This window comes from Providencia sp. wls1916 (assembly GCF_009706585.1).
Lineage (GTDB): Bacteria > Pseudomonadota > Gammaproteobacteria > Enterobacterales > Enterobacteriaceae > Providencia > Providencia lanzhouensis.
The window spans coordinates 253,000-270,439 of the sequence record NZ_WLUL01000020.1 but is presented as its reverse complement, the minus strand read 5'-3'; the positions used below and the strand labels follow the sequence as shown (position 1 = coordinate 270,439).

Below are 17,440 nucleotides of genomic sequence, written 5' to 3'. Positions count from 1 at the left end.
AAGGCAGCCTTTCGAGGTTGCCTTTGGTGTTATTTGCCATCACAGTAACAAGCTATCTTTATCATAACGAATAGGAACATAACCCCTGAGCTTGCCATTTATGAATTTACAGAATCATTTTTTAATTGCCATGCCTTCACTGACGGATCCTTATTTCGACCATTCCGTGGTGTATATCTGCGAACATAATGAAAATGGCGCAATGGGCCTCGTGATCAACAAGCCTATTGAAGATTTTTCTGTCGCAACCATGCTGAAAAAGCTGGAAATTGACGTGTCTGACAACACCAACACGCGAAACCTTGAAAAAATGGTAATTGCGGGCGGACCTGTTTCTGAAGAGCACGGGTTTATTATCCATACCCCTGTTGCAGGCTATGCGGCAAGTTTACGCCTCAATGACCATGTTATGGTAACAACCTCTAAAGATATTTTAGAAACATTAGGCAGTGAACAGCATCCCATGAATTCTTTAGTGACGCTCGGTTATTCAAGTTGGGAACCTGGGCAATTAGAAAATGAAATCATGGAAAATAGCTGGTTGACTGTTAAAGCGGATCCTAAACTGATTTTTGATACGCCGTTAAACGAACGTTGGAAAGCCGCAGGTAACCTTTTAGGCATCGACATTCATAATATCTCCATGCAAGCGGGGCATGCTTAATGTCAGCAAGAACTTTATTAGCGTTTGATTTTGGAACGAAAAGTATTGGTGTCGCTGTCGGTCAAGAGATCACCGGTACCGCTCGCGCATTAGCCTCATTAAAAGCCAGCGATGGCAGACCCGACTGGTCACAAATTGAAAAATTGCTCAAAGAGTGGCAACCGCAGCTGGTGATCGTTGGTCTTCCTTTAAATATGGATGGCACTGAGCAGCTCGTTACTAGCCAAGCACGTAATTTTGCCAATCGCATTCACGGGCGCTTTGGTGTGCAGGTTCAGCTACATGATGAAAGGTTGTCTACCGTAGAAGCGAAATCGGGACTGTTTGAGCAAGGTGGCTATCGCGCACTAAGTAAAGGCAAAGTGGATTCTGCCTCTGCGGTGGTGATTTTAGAAAGTTGGTTTGAACAAAATTACTAAAAGGCACATCTTTACGTTTATTTTCCCCATTCAGTTGCTGCAAAGGTGCCGTTCGCCCTTAATATGTTTTACACTAGGGTTAATTCTCACTATTCACCGAAAGCAACTGAAAAACGGTATTGAATAACATGACCATTCAAAAAAACCTATCTGATGTCACTGAGCGTATTCATCTTGCTGCAACCGAGTGTCACCGCTCCCCTCAAGATATTACCCTGTTAGCTGTGAGTAAAACCAAACCTTGTGAAGCCATTCTGGAAGCCATTGAGGCGGGTCAGCGCCAATTTGGTGAAAACTATGTGCAAGAAGGCGTGGAGAAAATCCAGCACTTTGCAGAAAGAACCGACTTAGTTTGGCACTTTATTGGCCCACTACAGTCAAATAAAAGTCGCTTAGTGGCAGAACATTTTGATTGGTTCCATACTTTAGATCGCGCCAAAATCGCTCAACGTATAAATGAGCAGCGCCCTCAAGATAAAGCGCCGCTGAATGTGCTGATCCAAATTAATATTAGCGATGAAAACAGCAAGTCTGGAATAACCCTTGAGGAAGTAAATGAGCTTGCGGCTCAAGTCGCCCAATTACCCAATTTAGTGTTACGTGGGTTAATGACCATTCCAGCCCCAGAAACCGATTATGAGCGCCAATGCGCAGCGTTTCGCCAAATGGAACAGGCATTCGAGCAGTTGAAAGCTAACTATCCGACTGTGGATACCTTATCCATGGGAATGACCGACGATATGCGCGCCGCAATCCACTGCGGGTCGACCCTTGTCCGCATCGGCACTGCAATTTTTGGCGCCCGTCAGTACCATAATTAATCTTTAGGAGAACAACATGCAACATCGCAAAATTGCCTTTATTGGCGCGGGAAATATGGCAAATGCCATTATTGCGGGTCTTGTGGCTCATGGCTATCCTGCATCGATGATCACCGTCTGTTCACCAACCCCTGTGCGTCGTGACAAAATGGCGCAAGACTACGGCATCATTAGCACTAATGATAATTTCACTGCCGCCCAACAAGCAGACGTGATTGTGCTTGCCGTCAAACCGCAAATGATGAAAGAGGTTTGTGAGCCATTACAGAAACTCACAAACTTAGAAAACAAGCTGATTTTAACCATCGCAGCGGGTATTCCTGCTGCTCGTTATAATGACTATTTCGCCCATTCACTGCGTTTAGTGCGCATTATGCCAAATACCCCATCATTGGTAGGCAAAGGCGTTAGTGGCTTGTTTGCTCAATCGAATGTTTCTGAAGATGATAAGCAATTTACTCAGCAATTGATGGAAAGCGTCGGTTCAACAACCTGGTGCACCAAAGAGAGCGAAATCAACAATATCATTGCGTTAACCGGTAGCTCCCCCGCTTACTTTTTCTTGTTTATGGAATCCATGCAGCAAAAAGCCGAGCAGCTTGGTTATGATGAAAAACAAGCTCGCGAGCTGGTTCTTAATGCCATTGAAGGCTCCGTGGCATTAGCGAAATCACAGGGAGATACCCCATTTTCAACCTTGCGTGAGCAAGTCACCTCTAAAGGCGGTACCACCGCAATGGCTTTAGAGCAATTTTACCAAGGTCATCTACCGCAAACCGTCGCCAACGCTATGCAAAGCGCGATTGACCGTGCGGAAGAAATGGAAAAACTTTTTTAATTTATTTTTTTGGGATAAGCCATGCAGACTATCGTTTTTGTTGTTACCACCCTGATTCAACTGTACATCTTTGTGCTTCTGCTCAGAGTATGGATGCAGTGCGTTCGCGCCGATTTCTATAACCCATTCTCTCAGTTTGTAGTTAAAGCCACTCAACCTATCGTGGGGCCTTTACGCCGCCTAATTCCATCTGTTGGCTCCATTGATACTGCAACCCTGCTGGTGGCGTTTGTACTAGCAATTGCTGACATTATCTTTGGCATGTGGGCAACCAATATGCTGCCGGCCATCGGTCTAACCTTACTGCCAATGGGATTAATTCTCTTACTGACTTATATCGGTAAATTGATTTTCTGGATGATTTTAATTCGCGCCATTTTAAGTTGGGTCAGCCAAGGTCGTAATCCTGTCGATTATTTACTGTTCCAATTAACTGAACCGTTAATGGCACCGATTCGTCGCATTATCCCAGCCATGGGCGGGTTAGATTTCTCTGCGATGATTGTGATGTTTATTTTGATCGCCCTGAACTACTTACGCGTTGATATCTCTTTAATGATTGACCCTGCGTTAACCGCCATGCTGTTCTCCGTCGGCATTATGTAAGGGAAGAGAGAAACAATGCAAAAAGTTGTATTAGCCACTGGTAACCCGGGCAAAGTTAATGAATTAGCGGATTTACTTCGCGAGTTTGGCATGGATATCGTCGCTCAAACCAGCCTTGGAGTTGAGTCCGCGGAAGAAACCGGATTAACCTTTATCGAGAACGCAATTTTAAAAGCTCGCCATGCTGCGGCACAAACAGGCTTACCCGCCATCGCTGATGATTCCGGTATTTCTGTTGATGCATTAGGCGGCGCGCCGGGGATTTACTCTGCGCGTTATGCGGGGGAAGATGCGACTGACCAACAAAACCTCGATAAGCTTCTCGATGCCATGAAAGATGTGCCGGATGAGCAGCGCCAAGCGCAATTTAACTGCGTGTTAGTCTATCTGCGTCATGCCGAAGACCCGACACCGTTAGTGTTTCATGGTCGCTGGCACGGAGTATTAACCCGTGAAGCGAAGGGGCAAGGTGGCTTTGGCTATGACCCAATTTTCTACGTGCCAGAATTAGGCTGTACGTCTGCAGAATTGACTAAAGCTGAAAAACAGGCGGTATCACACCGCGGTAAAGCCCTTGCGATGATGTTGGATGCCCTGAAAAATGCTTAAGCTTCCTCCATTAAGCCTGTATATCCACATTCCTTGGTGTGTACAAAAGTGTCCGTATTGTGATTTCAACTCACATACTCTTAAGGGGGAAATCCCTCAAACTGAGTATGTTGAGCATTTACTTAGCGATCTTGATAAGGACGTGGCGCTGATTGGCGTCCGTCCTGTCAAAACCATCTTTATTGGCGGCGGTACTCCGAGTTTATTAACCGCTGAATCCATGCAGATGTTGATGGATGGCGTTCGTCAGCGGGTGAATTTAGACCCTGAAGCGGAAGTCACCATGGAAGCCAACCCCGGCACCGTGGAAGCTGACCGCTTTGCAGGCTACCAAGCTGCGGGGATCAACCGCATTTCTATCGGCGTACAAAGTTTTGGCGATGATAAACTGATCATGTTGGGGCGTATTCATGGTCCCAACGAAGCCAAGCGTGCGGCTCTGCTCGCCACCAACTTAAATCTACGCAGCTTTAATTTGGATTTAATGCACGGCTTACCGTCACAAACTCGCGACGAAGGGCTATCGGATTTACGTCAAGCTATTGAACTCGCTCCGCCGCATCTTTCTTGGTACCAGCTAACCATTGAGCCGAACACACAGTTTGGTTCTCGCCCGCCACGTTTACCGGATGACGATACCCTATGGGATATCTACACCGAAGGGCATAAATTACTGACAGCAGCGGGTTATCAGCAATATGAGACTTCCGCCTATGCCAAAGCAGATTATCAGTGCGAACATAACCTTAACTATTGGCGGTTTGGGGATTACCTCGGTATCGGCTGTGGCGCACATGGCAAAATAACCTCAACTGATGGGCAGATTTTACGTACTGTCAAAACCAAGCACCCGCGGGGTTATATGGAAGGTCGTTATCTTGATAATCAATATAATGTCGAGAACGAAGACCGCCCATTCGAGTATTTTATGAACCGTTTCCGGTTACTTGAAGCGATGCCTCGCCGTGAATTTACTGAATATACCGGTCTGGCAGAGTCTGTGGTTCGCCCTGCTATCGATGAAGCCTTAGCCAAAGGCTATATCTCAGAAACCGCTGATGAATGGCAAATTACCGAACATGGAAAATTATTCTTAAACTCCCTTTTAGAGCTGTTTTTAGGGGAAGAATAATTTCTATTTCTCCATAAAAAAGCCAGCTTAATGCTGGCTTTTTCTTTTACTAAAGGTAATAAACAAGGGTAATAAACGAAAATAATAATCTATCGATTACAGTGCCTTGGTGACTGCATCGATTTGCTCAGTGAGGCTGACTAAACCGCCACCGGAGAGATACCACAGGTCAGATTGCAAATAGGTAATTTTGCCATCTTTATACGCTTTGGTTTCTTGGATGTTTTGGTCTTCAAATACCGTTTTTTCCAATTTACCTGCGCCAATCGCTTCACTGCGATCCACAATCAAAATCACATCAGGGTTCGCTTGTGCGATAGTTTTGGTATCTACCACACGGCGTTTGGATTTATCAGCATCCGCTTGAACAGGTAATTCAGCACGTTGCGCTTTTACCACATCGTAAACAACCGCTTGGTTATTTGGGATTAATTTGCCGTCATTGTGCAGTAAAACCAGCACTTTTTTATTGGATGCAGCCGCTTTTTTCTGGGCTTCTGCAATGGTTTTATCCAATTGAGCCAGTTGCTCGTCCACTGCTTTTTGGTCACCGTATAAATCGCCAATTAAACGAATGTTGGCTTTCACTGACTCAATATAATTTTTGCTGTCAGAGCCTAAATTCAGTGTCGGGGCAATTTTTGATAATGCATCGTAAGATTTACCTTGGCGACCCGTGATCACGATTAAATCGGGTTTCAATGCAGCGATCTCAGCTAAGTTTGGCTCTTTCATGCCACCTGCATTTTTGACTGTCGCAGGGATGCCCGCTTTTACATAAGCAGGTGCATTACCCATCGGCAGAGCGACAACCTTGTCCCCTAACCCCAGTTTTTGCATTGAGTCATAAATACCGAAATCAAACAGAACCACTTTTTGTGGTTTTTTCACCACTTCCGTTTCACCGGAAAGGTGTTTAACCGTGACTTTTTCAGCACCTTGTGCAGTGATTGCGTTTGGCGTAAATGCAGCAGATTCAGCACTCAGTGCGTAAGGCGCGGAGAATGACAGGATGGAAACCAGTACCGCTGGAATAAACTTTTTCATATGAATAACACCCATTTAGTCGTTAAGCCAAACCTGCATTCTAAGGAGAGTTACTCATAAGTCAATTAAATGATAATGATTCTTAGTATTGTTTTTATTTATGTTAATGCCGTCATGGTTTGTAGTTATGGCGGTATGGTTTGATGAGGCTTTTAATGTAAAAGGCAGTAATCAGTTTCCCTATTACTGCCTTTCATTACCAATGATAGCGTTGAAAACTCACCAAACTACCTGAATTATTTACTGTTAATTGAATTCAGTAAGCTAATGCGTTGTTGCTCTAATGAAGTGACTTTAGAACAGACTTGCTGACCAAACTGCTGAAAGCTATTTTCTTGGTTTTTCCATTCACTATCAATTTCTTGTTGTAACCCACCAAGGCTACCTAACATGCCTTGCAGCATTTTGTTGGTATCACCACCAGCAAGTAACTGTTTTCGCCCCATTTCATTGATACTGTCTTGTAAAATCCCACCTAAGCTTTCATTGACTAATTCACGCCCTGAAGTTTCCACTTTCTTGATGCCTTCATGGTGGAAAGCGTAGCCGTTTGAACGAGTTTCAATGATTTGGTTAATTTGACCGTTTAAATCTTTTTCAAGCTTAGTCAGGCGGTTGCGAATATTACTATCGCTGCCAATCACTTTAACCACCACTTTATCGAGAGATTTACGCGATGCCGCTAATTTCTCTTCAGATTCTTTTTTGATCCACGGTAAATCCTGACGAATAGCCGATTGATAACGCAGTGCTTGCTGCTGTTGCTCAGATGTCAGTGCAACTTTTTGGCCATTCAGAGTGACATCACCATTTGGGGTGATTTTTAAATCGCCACTGCGACCGACGACTTGGACATTATCAGGCGTCATAAAAATATCGTCTTTAGGGGTTACCGAGCAGTTGTAATCCGCCGCTTGGCTAGTGGCGCAGGCCAGTAATGAAAACGCAATTAAAGTACGGCGTAACATAAAATCTCCTCGTCGATTACCTCTATATTTATTGAGAGGTAATTAGAAAACAGAACGTCCAATTCGCTTAGATAAAAGCTCTAAGGCAGCACAACCCACCAAAGAGTTTCCGGCTGAATCTAATTCCGGTGACCATACTGCCACCGTAAATTGGTTAGGAACCACACACACAATACCGCCACCGACGCCTGATTTACCGGGCATTCCAATACGAAATGCAAACTCACCGGAACCATCGTACATACCACAAGTCATCATCAACGCATTGATTTGTCGAGATTGTAGCGGCGTGATAATTGGGTCTATCGAACAAGGCGACTCACCTTGATTCATTAAATAGGTAAAACACCTAGCCAGTTCGACACAATTCATACTTAGAGAACAATAATGAAAATAAGTTTCTAAAACCGTTAAAACATCATTATCAAAATTGCCAAAAGATTTCATTAAATACGCGATAGCTGCATTACGGCTCGCGTGTTCCATTTCTGAGCGAGCGACATTGATGTCGTAGCTAATGTCGGGTTCGCAAGCAAGTTTTCGGACAAACTCCAGCATCCGCTGTTTTGGTGCACTCAAACGAGATTGCAGCATGTCGGCAATCACAATCGCGCCAGCATTGATAAAGGGATTACGAGGAATACCTTTTTCCATCTCTATCTGAATCAATGAGTTGAACGGCAACCCTGATGGCTCTTTACCTACACGACTCCAAATTTCTTGCTCTTCGTAGCGCGTCATTGCCAAGGTTAAACTCAGAACCTTAGAAATGGATTGAACTGAGAAACGTTTTCTCGCATCTCCCGCTGTGAAAATATCGCCCTCTGCGGTATGAACCGCAATCCCCAAATGATGTGAAGGAATACCGCCAAGCGCCGGTATGTAGTCAGCCACCTTCCCTTGACCTATCAGGGGGCGGACTTGCTCCAAAATATCATGCAGTAATTGGTCAGAAAACTGGGTGCTCAAGTGTTTTGCTCCAGAATGGATTACTCTAGAAAACAAAGGCATCCAATTGGATGCCTTTATTAATAATCAAACTAGTTATTATTCCCACCAAACATCAAACAGTTCAGAAACAACAACGTCGTTCATCCCTTTTGATTTTAGCCAGTTTTCAACGATTTGACGGTGTTCTTCGGTGCATTTACCAATTTTCTGCAGGCAAACAATCCCTTCCCAGTTCATGTAGCCGCTAGCTTCAAATGCTAGGCCGTTTGGCTCGATAGCTTCAGCAATCAGTTGGTCAACGACGCTGTCCACTTCTTCGATTGGCGTGCCTTCTTTAAAGTTCCACTTAACAATGAAACCTAATTCTTGGAACTCGTCCAAACGCATTTTTTTACGTAAACGGCGACTACGTTGTTGTTTAGCCATGATTAAACCCTCTTAAACATTAAATCCCATACACCGTGCCCTAACCGCTGGCCGCGCTTTTCAAACTTTGTTTCTGGTCTTGACTCTGGACGAGGAACGTAGTCCCCTGACGTGGATACGTTTTCATACCCAGCCACACTGGTCATTACCTCAAGCATATGTTCTGCATAAGGTTGCCAGTCTGTCGCCATGTGGAATACACCACCATCAATTAATTTACTGCGAATTTTTTCTGCGAAAGGCACCTGCACAATACGACGTTTATTGTGTTTCGCTTTATGCCAAGGATCAGGGAAGAATAACTGAACCATTGCTAAGCTGCCGTTCGGGATCATGAAGTCTAAAACTTCAATGGCATCGTGGCACATCACGCGTAGGTTGGTGATGTTCTCTTCTTTTGCTGATGCCAAACAAGCCCCAACGCCCGGTGCATGCACTTCAATACCCAGAAAGTTTTGATCTGGGTTTTGTGCTGCCATCGTCACTAATGAGGTGCCCATTCCAAATCCAATTTCCAGAGTGACTGGATTTGAATTATTAAATAGTTTTGCGAAATCAAAGGGTTCGTTAACAAAATCGATGCCCATTTCTGCCCATTCGCTTTCTAATGCCTCTTCCTGACGTTTTGTCAGACGCCCTTGACGGCGGACAAAACTACGGACACGGCGCATAACCCGCCCTTCTTCATTATATTCGGGGGAGATAACGTTATTGATCATAATAAAGTTCTAAAAAATTCGTTGTCCAGTTAGATAATGTGCCAACAAGAGTATAAAAAAAACCAAACATACCTAATTAATTAATATCTAAGTATGGTGGGAAAGGGAGTTTAGCAAAACTTCAAGGATCTTGCAGTTGATAATTGGATAACTTTACACAAGAAGCGGTTTACAGCTATCACCGTCTATGTTGCAATCCTCTCCATGACTGAAATCGCGATAAAAATATTATAAATAATGGAAGCTCAACAATTCTCAAGTGCAGTGCTCAAGTGGTATCACAAATATGGTCGTAAAACCTTGCCATGGCAGCAGGAAAAATCCTCCTACCATGTTTGGCTCTCTGAAGTCATGTTGCAGCAGACCCAAGTCAGCACAGTCATTCCCTATTTTGAAAAGTTCACCCAACGCTTTGCGGATATTACCGCGCTGGCGAATGCGCCCCTTGATGAAGTTCTACATTTATGGACAGGACTCGGCTATTACGCACGAGCGCGTAATCTGCATAAAGCCGCGCAGGTGATTGCCACCCAATATAATGGTCAATTTCCTACCACATTTGAGGAAGTGAATGCGCTTCCGGGGGTGGGACGTTCAACGGCAGGCGCCATTCTCTCCCTTTCTCAACAACAGCATTACCCAATTTTGGACGGTAACGTAAAACGCGTGCTTGCTCGCTGCTATGCTGTCGCGGGTTGGCCTGGTAAAAAAGAAGTAGAAAATCGCCTGTGGGAAATCAACACCAATGTCACCCCCAAAGTGGAAGTGGAATATTTTAACCAAGCCATGATGGATCTTGGGGCGATGGTGTGTACTCGTAGTAAACCCAAATGTGAGCTATGCCCACTCAATACCGGCTGTATTGCTTATGCTAACCACTCTTGGCAAGAATATCCGGGGAAAAAACCTAAGCAGAAAATTCCGGAAAAAAGTGCATGGTTTTTGATCCTTCAACATCAAGATAATGTCTGGTTAGAACAGCGCCCACCTTCGGGTATTTGGGGCGGCTTATTCGCATTCCCACAGTTTGAGAGCCATGAGCAACTGGCTCAGTGGCTGGCTGATTCTGGTCTGCAACATGACACGCCAGAACAATTAATTGCTTTTCGCCACACGTTTAGCCATTTCCATTTAGATATTATCCCTGTAAAAGTTAATATTCAGGCATTTAACTCTGCCATGGATGAAGGCAACGGACTCTGGTATAACTTACACCTAGGCGCAACCGTTGGGCTTGCAGCTCCGGTTGAAAGTTTACTAAAACAACTTGCCTTACTACCTGATATTCGAGGAAAAAATAAATGAGTAGAACCATTTTTTGCACTTTCTTACAACGTGACGCTGATGGGCAAGATTTCCAGCTTTACCCAGGTGAATTAGGAAAGCGTATTTTTAATGAGATTTCGAAAGAAGCATGGAGTCAATGGATGACAAAACAGACCATGCTGATCAATGAAAAGAAATTAAACACCATGAACCCAGACGATCGCAAAATGCTGGAACAAGAAATGGTGAAATTCTTATTTGAAGGTCACGATATTCAAATTGATGGCTATACCCCGGAAAAATAGTTTTTAGGTCTATACCTATCGAACCTCAAGTTGCATGGCTCGGTTTACTAACCTCCTGCAACTTGAATGTTTTAGAGTAAACGACCAAATAAGTAGCTAGCTTGCATTAATATTGTGGATCGTATGAAAAAATTATTTGCACTCACATTGTTGATTCCCCTGATTGTCTCTTGCTCCAGTAATCAGAAATCCGACTTTAATCCCGACTACGTCAAAGATACTAATGGCTTTGATATTTTGATGGGGCAATTTGCTCATAACATCGAAAACATATGGGGGATCAAAGAAGTCCTCATTGCAGGACCAAAAGATTATGTGAAATATACTGATGAGTATCGTACTCGTAGCCACATTAACTTTGATGCAGGGACTATCACGGTTGAGACCATCTCCGCCGTTGAACCGTCAGAACACCTGAAAAAAGCCATTGTCACCACTTTATTGATGGGCGATGACCCGAATTCCATCGATCTCTATTCTGATATAAACGACATTCCCTACAGTAAAGAGCCATTCCTGTTTGGTCAGGTGATGGATAATACAGGGGAACCGATCCGCTGGGAGTGGCGAGCCACTAAATTTGCAGATTATCTGATCAGCAATAAAATGCAGCGCAGACAGTCTGGTATGAATATTGTTTGGTCGGTGACCATGCAATTAGTACCAAACCACTTAGATAAACGCGCCCATAAATATCTGCCTTATATTAAGAAATCCTCCGCAAAATACGGCGTGGATGAATCATTAATTCTGGCTATTATGCAAATTGAATCGAGCTTCAACCCATACGCGGTTAGCCGTTCTGATGCGCTAGGCTTGATGCAAATTATGCCAAACACGGCCGGTAAAGATGTGTTCCGCTCTCAAGGTAAGTCTGGGGTACCAAGCCGCAGTTATCTGTTTGACCCAGAGCAAAACATTGATACGGGTACAGCATACTTAGCTATCTTACAAAATAGTTATTTAGGCGATATCAGCAACCCAACTTCACGTCGCTATGCGGTCATTACGGCTTATAACGGCGGCGCAGGCAGCGTGCTACGCGTATTCCACAATGATAAGAAACAAGCGGCTCAGCGTATTAACAATCTCGAGCCGGGGGAAGTTTACGAAACGCTTTCCACCAAGCACCCTGCGGCGGAATCTCGTAATTATCTTATTAAAGTGAATAAAGCGCAGAAAAAATATCTACGCTAATAAATCCTTAAAATAGCGATAAAAATGCCAGTAAACCATCACGGTTGTTGGCATTTTTTTTCACCTTTTGTGAGTTTTTGCATTGATTTGCTTAAAAATTAATTGAAACGCTGAAAAAAAACGCATTCAATCAAAAGTTTTTAGAAACCGCCTTGACTCACTCTCTTAAATCAGGTTTAATACGCTCCGTTGCCCGGATAGCTCAGTCGGTAGAGCAGGGGATTGAAAATCCCCGTGTCCTTGGTTCGATTCCGAGTCCGGGCACCACTATTTAAAGAACCCGCCCTAGTGGCGGGTTTTTGCTTTTTAGCCTTTCCAAACTGATTCAACCCCAATCTACTCAGCAACTACCTTAACTTAATCTAAATTTCATAAATTCAGATCTTATTTGATTTAGCTCCACATTTGCGTTGATTTTATAGCGTATAAATAACTATATGATAAAAGTTGTTTTGTAACTCTTTGGTAAACAACAAAAAAACAACCCAGAGTTAATCTTCTCTCAACGTTTTTAACCAACTTTTAATCATTAATCATGGCTATTTATAGTCTAATAAATATACAAGACATCATAACAACAAGATTGGCGTATAGTTTCTTATTGCCTTAATCACTTTTAAGCAATGAGCTGAAGGAGCGCTTATGTGTAAAGAATCAGTGAAAAGCCCGATGTATTTATCCATTGCAAACTGGGTAATGAAACAGGGTCGCTGGATCACCGCCAGAGAAATCTCGAATAACTTTGAAATTCCGCATACCAATGCGGTGAATATTGTCTCTTATATTCTTTCGGATGTGGCAGAAATACAGTGTGAAGTCAAAATGATCCCCAATAAATTATCGGGGCGAGGCTGCCAATGCCAACGATTGATTAAAGTGACTAAAATTGATAGCCAGCTTTATTCTCGCCTAAAAAATTACACTTCCGAGAAAATGACGATTGAGTCACCAGTGAAAACGAATCTCGTCCCACCAACAGAACTTAATCGTGAGCAGAAATGGCAGTGGATGCTATCTAAAGCCCAGCGTCGTTAATATTATTTTCATCGACGCCATAACGAAAAAACGCAGGCTTAAAGCCTGCGTTGAGGTTACTGACAAAGTATTATTGACGATTTTTGCACATTGGTATCATTGACCTTTCGGTTTGACATCCGTGGTTCCCTGCAACCGAGGGCGATTCGGCTCTATCTCAGTTAACGGAATGGCTTTTTCTAAACTTTGACGATAACGTCCCGCTAAATCTTGATACTCTTTGGTATTTAGCTGTTTCCAATGAAGCTCTTCATCGCTCACATGGCGAAAAAAACGCGCAGGTGCGCCGATCAACATTTGTCTTGGCTCACCTTGGAAACCCGCTTTAACAAAACTCATCGCACCAATAATGCTCTCATCACCGATGACAGCACCATCCATCACTACACTATTCATACCGACCAGCGCATCACGCCCAATAATACAACCATGTAAAATTGAGCCATGACCAATATGTCCAGATTCCCGCACAATAGTCTCAACATCACTGTAACCATGCATGATGCAACCGTCTTGAATATTCGCCCCTTTTTCGATGGTTAGGCGCCCATAATCCCCCCGTAATGAGGCATTTGGACCCACAAACACATCGGCACCAATAATGACATCACCAATCACCACGGCGGAAGGATGAACGTAGGCCGTTGGATGCACCACGGGTGTCACCCCTTCAAAGCTATAAAAACTCATAATCACCTCACCGTCATCCAATCACTGGTAGGATTAGCGTCCTTTCCAGTTTGGCTCACGCTTCTCTGAGAATGCTAAAGGACCTTCCGTAGCATCTTCGGAGTGCAATACGGCAGGGTAGTTTTCTAACACACCACTGCGCATCAATTTATAGCCCTCTTCCACCGTTAATTCTCCGGTTGCACGGAAAATTTCTTTCAGTGCGGCAACGGCTAACGGAGCGCTTTGTGTGATTTTTTCAGCCAGCTCCCGAGCTTTATCCATTAAATTCTCGATAGGCACGACTTCATTCGCAATCCCCCAGCGCAGAGCCTCTTGAGCATCCATTCGGCGCCCTGTCATTACCATCTCATTGACGATAGGCGCAGGCAGAATTTTTGGTAAGCGCAGAACGCCGCCGCTATCAGGCACAATACCTAATTGCGCTTCAGGTAGCGCGAAACTGGCATTTTCAGAGCAGATAATCATATCTGCCGCTAGCGCTAGCTCAAAACCACCGCCAAACGCATAACCGTTTACTGCCGCGATCACGGGTTTATTTAAGTTGAAAATCTCAGTTAATCCCGCAAAACCACCTGGACCAAAATCAGCATCAGGGGCTTCCCCTTCCGCCGCTGATTTTAAATCCCATCCCGCAGAGAAAAAACGTTCTCCAGCCCCCGTAATAATGGCCACTCTCAGTGTTGGGTCATCACGGAAATTAAGGAAAACTTCTCCCATTTTAAAACTGGTTTTTGCATCAATGGCGTTGGCTTTAGGTCTATCGAGTACAATTTCTAGCACGGCACCATGACGGGTAACTTTTAATGATTCGCTCATAGTTTAAACCTTTAGGTTGTTATTCGATTATTTCAGATGTTTTTTCAGCACCTTACCAGAGCAGTTACGAGGTAAACCTTGACGGACTTCCACCAATGAGGGTACTTTGAACTTCGCCATTTTCGTTTCACAGAAAGCGAAAAACTCTTCTTGAGTTAGCGTAGCCCCCTCTTCCAGCACGATAAACGCTTTGATAGCCTCATCACGAATGGCATCCATCACACCGATAACCGCAACATCCGCAACTGCCGGATGGGACGCAATGATGTTCTCAATTTCGCTACAAGAGACGTTTTCCCCGCCACGTTTGACCATATTGCTACTACGGTCAACAAAGTAGAAAAATCCATCTTCATCTTGATAAGCAAAATCGCCTGTGTGCATCCACCCTTCACTATCAAAAGTTTTCTCTGTGGCTTCTGGATTGTTGTAATAGGCTTTAAATAAGGTTTTACCCCGCTCGCCTTTTACACATAGCTCGCCAATTTCCCCGGGTTTTAACGGTTGATTATGTTTATCTCGAATTTGAGCTTGATAACCAAATCCAGGGCGTCCAATGGACGGCCAGCGCCGTTCATCCCCAGGTCTATCACCAATCAGCCCAACAATAGTTTCAGTCATGCCGTACGATGTAAGAAACCGCGTCACCGCAAAGCGATCCATAAACTGTTGTTTTTCTTTATCACTTAAATTGAGATAGAACATCACTTCCCGTAAACAGTGCGCTTGCTCATTGTCGGCAACTGGTTGACTCATTAAGGTGCGGATCATCATTGGGATCAGCTCTGCCACTGTCGCGCGATGCTTCACAATCTGTTGCCAAAAACGCCGAGCACTGTATTTCTCAAGGAGAACAAAGGTTGCCCCAGCGGAGAATGCCGCCATAGCCGCTGTGCATTGGCAATCGATATGAAAAGCGGGCATCACCGTCAAATAGACATCATCAGAACGTAATGCACATTGCCAAGAGGAGTAATAACCAGCAAAGCGCAGATTATAGTGGGTGATAATGACCCCTTTTGGTTTAGAGGTCGTCCCTGAGGTAAATAGAATTTCGGCAGTATCATCCACACTGAGTTCAACCTGCTCCGCCAGCACAATCGATTGTTGAGCTAGTTCAACGGTAAAGTCAGTTATACCTTGCTGCGTTGGTAATTGGGTGTCTGAAATTAAGAAGATATGTTCGAGCGCTGTTGCTTTGTCATCAACAAGAGTTTGGTAAATATCGGCAAAATGGGGACGAGTGACAACCAGCCGAGGTTGGCAGTTTTGGATGATCCACGCGCTCTCTTCGTACTTAAATCGCGCATTGACCGGCACCATGATCGCCCCAATTTTGGCAAGACCAAACCAGCAAAAGAAAAACTCTGGGCAATTATCTAAATGTAACGCAACTTTATCCCCTTTTTGGATGCCATAGCTTAAAAAGAGGTTAGCAGTGCGGTTAATCTGCTGATTCATTTCTAAATAGCTGAATTCACGCACATCGCCATCACAGGATTCAAAGATAAGCGCCTTTTTATTGACGTGAGTTTTCGCAAAATCATCCCACATTTGACGCAAATTTTGTTTACCGATTACATCCATTAATTGTTATCCCATCATTTCCCTAATGTCTATTCAGCCCAACAGGAATGATTGAACTGAATAGTCATTGAATTACTCAACAATTTTAGCCAGCCCTTTCTCGACCAGCCCCCTAATCTCATTTTCGTTATAACCAATATTTTGCAGAATATCCGACGTGTCCATGCCGTGAGATGGCATGCCGCGCCAGATTTGCCCCGGATTGTTTTTGAATTTTGGCATCACGTTTGGACCACGACAGGTACGGCCTTCCATGGTTTGCCAACTGGTGATAGATTCGCGGGCAATATATTGTGGATTGGTTTCTAATTCTGGAATGGTAAGCACCTTGGCACTGGCAATATTCAGCTCCGCCAAACGCGCTAAAACCACATCAATGTCACGCGCCCCTAGCCACTCATCTAATTTTTCTTCAACAAGTGGACCATACGGACACTCAACACGGTGAATGAGCTGCGTACCTTCAGGAATTTCCGGTGTACCCAATAAGTGAGCAAGACCAATATCTTTGAAGATTTCTTGGATCTGAGTAATACCCACAATCTCCATTACGATATAACCGTCTTTACAGCTATAGAGACCGCAACCGGCATAATATGGGTCTTTCCCTTTTGTCATTCGTGGGCAAATTTCGCCGCCGTTAAAGTAGTCCATCATGAAATATTGCCCCATACGCAGCATCACTTCGTACATGGCAATATCAATACTTTCGCCTTTACCTGTTTTTTGAACTTTATACAGCGCCGCTAAAGCGGAGGTGGTGGCGGTCATGCCAGAAAAATAGTCTGCGGTATACGGGAATGCCGGCATTGGCTGGTCTTTATCACCGTTTTGAATTAAATAACCGCTGAATGCTTGCGCAATGGTGTTATACGCCGCAAGGTTGGTGTATTGCGGGTCGCCGTATTGTCCGAAGCCTGATAAGTGGGCGATCACTAATTTCGGGTTATGCTCCCACAACAATTCATCGGTGATCCCTCTGCGCGCAAAGGCTGGACCTTTACTGGCTTCGATAAAAATATCCGTCGTTTCCATCAGTTTAAGGAACGCTTCTCGGCCTTCATCTTTAAAGATGTTCAGCGATAGCGCCCGTAGATTGCGGCGAGATAGTTGCGGGTAGTTAGGTTGAACGCGAATAGTGTCAGCCCATGCGACGTTTTCGATCCAAATAACCTCTGCGCCCCACTCTGCGAACATTTGTCCGGCAAATGGGCCTGCAATTTCAATCCCTGAAAATACCACCCTAACCCCAGATAGCGGGCCAAACTCGGGCATTGGTAAATGCTCTGCCATTTTCTCATCTCCTGTGAAACTAAAGTGATCTCCCGAGAATCTCAGGAG

The 17,440-nt window shown here is 44.3% G+C and carries 20 protein-coding genes and 1 tRNA gene; 12 read left to right on the top strand and 9 right to left on the bottom strand.

Annotated elements, in window-relative coordinates; genetic code table 11:
• Window positions 1–100: 100 nt before the first annotated feature.
• The 7 genes from GKR61_RS14455 (at window position 101) to hemW (ending at window position 5,089) form a co-directional block, all read left to right on the top strand.
• Window positions 101–664, top strand: a complete 564-nt coding sequence (locus tag GKR61_RS14455) for a YqgE/AlgH family protein (RefSeq protein WP_108479443.1) — start codon at window positions 101–103, stop codon at window positions 662–664.
• Window positions 664–1,083, top strand: a complete 420-nt coding sequence (gene ruvX / locus GKR61_RS14450) for a Holliday junction resolvase RuvX (RefSeq protein WP_036954161.1) — start codon at window positions 664–666, stop codon at window positions 1,081–1,083. Before GKR61_RS14455 ends, ruvX begins: the two co-directional genes overlap by 1 nt.
• A gap of 128 nt (window positions 1,084–1,211) precedes the next feature.
• Window positions 1,212–1,904 (top strand): YggS family pyridoxal phosphate-dependent enzyme, encoded by a 693-nt coding sequence (locus GKR61_RS14445; RefSeq protein WP_154600399.1) that lies wholly within the window; start codon window positions 1,212–1,214, stop codon window positions 1,902–1,904.
• Window positions 1,905–1,920: 16 nt separating this feature from the next.
• On the top strand, window positions 1,921–2,742 hold the full coding sequence (gene proC / locus GKR61_RS14440) for a pyrroline-5-carboxylate reductase (protein ID WP_036954159.1): 822 nt from the start codon (window positions 1,921–1,923) through the stop codon (window positions 2,740–2,742).
• A 21-nt stretch (window positions 2,743–2,763) separates the two neighbouring features.
• Entirely contained in the window at window positions 2,764–3,348 is a 585-nt protein-coding gene (locus GKR61_RS14435; RefSeq protein WP_036954157.1) for a YggT family protein, read from the top strand.
• 15 nt (window positions 3,349–3,363) lie between these two features.
• Complete coding sequence (locus GKR61_RS14430) at window positions 3,364–3,957, top strand: XTP/dITP diphosphatase (protein ID WP_036954156.1); 594 nt, start codon at window positions 3,364–3,366, stop codon at window positions 3,955–3,957.
• Complete coding sequence (gene hemW, locus GKR61_RS14425; RefSeq protein ID WP_036954150.1) at window positions 3,950–5,089, top strand: radical SAM family heme chaperone HemW; 1,140 nt, start codon at window positions 3,950–3,952, stop codon at window positions 5,087–5,089. The genes GKR61_RS14430 and hemW overlap by 8 nt, the downstream gene beginning before the upstream one ends.
• A 96-nt stretch (window positions 5,090–5,185) precedes the next feature.
• Here hemW and GKR61_RS14420 read toward each other — a convergent pair whose 3' ends face one another.
• From GKR61_RS14420 to trmB, 5 genes are all read right to left on the bottom strand, one after another.
• The gene (locus GKR61_RS14420) at window positions 5,186–6,136 is read right to left on the bottom strand and encodes a siderophore ABC transporter substrate-binding protein (RefSeq protein WP_036954223.1); all 951 of its coding nucleotides are present in this window, start codon (window positions 6,134–6,136) and stop codon (window positions 5,186–5,188) included.
• Between the two features lie 236 nt (window positions 6,137–6,372).
• Window positions 6,373–7,104 carry a DUF2884 domain-containing protein gene (locus GKR61_RS14415; protein WP_036954148.1) on the bottom strand — a complete coding sequence of 244 codons (732 nt, stop codon included), beginning with the start codon at window positions 7,102–7,104 and terminating at the stop codon, window positions 6,373–6,375.
• Window positions 7,105–7,146: 42 nt separating this feature from the next.
• Window positions 7,147–8,115, bottom strand: coding sequence for a glutaminase B (glsB, locus tag GKR61_RS14410; RefSeq protein WP_410431244.1), 969 nt, complete (start codon window positions 8,113–8,115; stop codon window positions 7,147–7,149).
• Window positions 8,116–8,151: 36 nt separating this feature from the next.
• Window positions 8,152–8,481, bottom strand: coding sequence for a YggL family protein (locus tag GKR61_RS14405; RefSeq protein ID WP_036954142.1), 330 nt, complete (start codon window positions 8,479–8,481; stop codon window positions 8,152–8,154).
• 2 nt (window positions 8,482–8,483) lie between these two features.
• A complete protein-coding gene (gene trmB, locus GKR61_RS14400) occupies window positions 8,484–9,200 on the bottom strand; it encodes a tRNA (guanosine(46)-N7)-methyltransferase TrmB (RefSeq protein ID WP_108479449.1) in 717 nt (238 codons plus the stop codon).
• 237 nt (window positions 9,201–9,437) lie between these two features.
• Between trmB and mutY the strand changes: the two genes are divergently transcribed.
• The 5 genes from mutY to caiF all read left to right on the top strand — a co-directional run bounded on the left by mutY (window position 9,438) and on the right by caiF (window position 13,003).
• Window positions 9,438–10,505 carry an A/G-specific adenine glycosylase gene (gene mutY / locus GKR61_RS14395; RefSeq protein ID WP_154639855.1) on the top strand — a complete coding sequence of 356 codons (1,068 nt, stop codon included), beginning with the start codon at window positions 9,438–9,440 and terminating at the stop codon, window positions 10,503–10,505.
• The gene (locus GKR61_RS14390) at window positions 10,502–10,771 is read left to right on the top strand and encodes an oxidative damage protection protein (protein ID WP_006657365.1); all 270 of its coding nucleotides are present in this window, start codon (window positions 10,502–10,504) and stop codon (window positions 10,769–10,771) included. Before mutY ends, GKR61_RS14390 begins: the two co-directional genes overlap by 4 nt.
• A gap of 123 nt (window positions 10,772–10,894) precedes the next feature.
• Window positions 10,895–11,968, top strand: coding sequence for a membrane-bound lytic murein transglycosylase MltC (gene mltC, locus GKR61_RS14385; protein WP_036954136.1), 1,074 nt, complete (start codon window positions 10,895–10,897; stop codon window positions 11,966–11,968).
• Window positions 11,969–12,159: 191 nt separating this feature from the next.
• Window positions 12,160–12,235: transfer RNA gene (locus GKR61_RS14380), tRNA-Phe, on the top strand.
• A gap of 375 nt (window positions 12,236–12,610) precedes the next feature.
• A complete protein-coding gene (gene caiF / locus GKR61_RS14375) occupies window positions 12,611–13,003 on the top strand; it encodes a carnitine metabolism transcriptional regulator CaiF (RefSeq protein WP_036954132.1) in 393 nt (130 codons plus the stop codon).
• A gap of 96 nt (window positions 13,004–13,099) precedes the next feature.
• Here caiF and caiE read toward each other — a convergent pair whose 3' ends face one another.
• From caiE to caiB, 4 genes are all read right to left on the bottom strand, one after another.
• Window positions 13,100–13,693 (bottom strand): carnitine operon protein CaiE, encoded by a 594-nt coding sequence (gene caiE / locus GKR61_RS14370; protein ID WP_036954130.1) that lies wholly within the window; start codon window positions 13,691–13,693, stop codon window positions 13,100–13,102.
• Window positions 13,694–13,726: 33 nt separating this feature from the next.
• Window positions 13,727–14,512 (bottom strand): crotonobetainyl-CoA hydratase, encoded by a 786-nt coding sequence (gene caiD / locus GKR61_RS14365; protein ID WP_108479451.1) that lies wholly within the window; start codon window positions 14,510–14,512, stop codon window positions 13,727–13,729.
• Between the two features lie 27 nt (window positions 14,513–14,539).
• A complete protein-coding gene (gene caiC / locus GKR61_RS14360; RefSeq protein ID WP_154600400.1) occupies window positions 14,540–16,099 on the bottom strand; it encodes a crotonobetaine/carnitine-CoA ligase in 1,560 nt (519 codons plus the stop codon).
• Window positions 16,100–16,171: 72 nt separating this feature from the next.
• Complete coding sequence (gene caiB, locus GKR61_RS14355; RefSeq protein WP_036954124.1) at window positions 16,172–17,392, bottom strand: L-carnitine CoA-transferase; 1,221 nt, start codon at window positions 17,390–17,392, stop codon at window positions 16,172–16,174.
• Between the last annotated feature and the right edge of the window lie 48 nt (window positions 17,393–17,440).

Coding starts and splice junctions, on each gene's coding strand:
- GKR61_RS14455 (WP_108479443.1), top strand. CDS start 101: ATGAATTTACAGAATCATTTTTTAATTGCCATGCCTTCACTGACGGAT.
- ruvX (WP_036954161.1), top strand. CDS start 664: ATGTCAGCAAGAACTTTATTAGCGTTTGATTTTGGAACGAAAAGTATT.
- GKR61_RS14445 (WP_154600399.1), top strand. CDS start 1,212: ATGACCATTCAAAAAAACCTATCTGATGTCACTGAGCGTATTCATCTT.
- proC (WP_036954159.1), top strand. CDS start 1,921: ATGCAACATCGCAAAATTGCCTTTATTGGCGCGGGAAATATGGCAAAT.
- GKR61_RS14435 (WP_036954157.1), top strand. CDS start 2,764: ATGCAGACTATCGTTTTTGTTGTTACCACCCTGATTCAACTGTACATC.
- GKR61_RS14430 (WP_036954156.1), top strand. CDS start 3,364: ATGCAAAAAGTTGTATTAGCCACTGGTAACCCGGGCAAAGTTAATGAA.
- hemW (WP_036954150.1), top strand. CDS start 3,950: ATGCTTAAGCTTCCTCCATTAAGCCTGTATATCCACATTCCTTGGTGT.
- GKR61_RS14420 (WP_036954223.1), bottom strand. CDS start 6,136: ATGAAAAAGTTTATTCCAGCGGTACTGGTTTCCATCCTGTCATTCTCC.
- GKR61_RS14415 (WP_036954148.1), bottom strand. CDS start 7,104: ATGTTACGCCGTACTTTAATTGCGTTTTCATTACTGGCCTGCGCCACT.
- glsB (WP_410431244.1), bottom strand. CDS start 8,115: ATGCCTTTGTTTTCTAGAGTAATCCATTCTGGAGCAAAACACTTGAGC.
- GKR61_RS14405 (WP_036954142.1), bottom strand. CDS start 8,481: ATGGCTAAACAACAACGTAGTCGCCGTTTACGTAAAAAAATGCGTTTG.
- trmB (WP_108479449.1), bottom strand. CDS start 9,200: ATGATCAATAACGTTATCTCCCCCGAATATAATGAAGAAGGGCGGGTT.
- mutY (WP_154639855.1), top strand. CDS start 9,438: ATGGAAGCTCAACAATTCTCAAGTGCAGTGCTCAAGTGGTATCACAAA.
- GKR61_RS14390 (WP_006657365.1), top strand. CDS start 10,502: ATGAGTAGAACCATTTTTTGCACTTTCTTACAACGTGACGCTGATGGG.
- mltC (WP_036954136.1), top strand. CDS start 10,895: ATGAAAAAATTATTTGCACTCACATTGTTGATTCCCCTGATTGTCTCT.
- caiF (WP_036954132.1), top strand. CDS start 12,611: ATGTGTAAAGAATCAGTGAAAAGCCCGATGTATTTATCCATTGCAAAC.
- caiE (WP_036954130.1), bottom strand. CDS start 13,693: ATGAGTTTTTATAGCTTTGAAGGGGTGACACCCGTGGTGCATCCAACG.
- caiD (WP_108479451.1), bottom strand. CDS start 14,512: ATGAGCGAATCATTAAAAGTTACCCGTCATGGTGCCGTGCTAGAAATT.
- caiC (WP_154600400.1), bottom strand. CDS start 16,099: ATGGATGTAATCGGTAAACAAAATTTGCGTCAAATGTGGGATGATTTT.
- caiB (WP_036954124.1), bottom strand. CDS start 17,392: ATGGCAGAGCATTTACCAATGCCCGAGTTTGGCCCGCTATCTGGGGTT.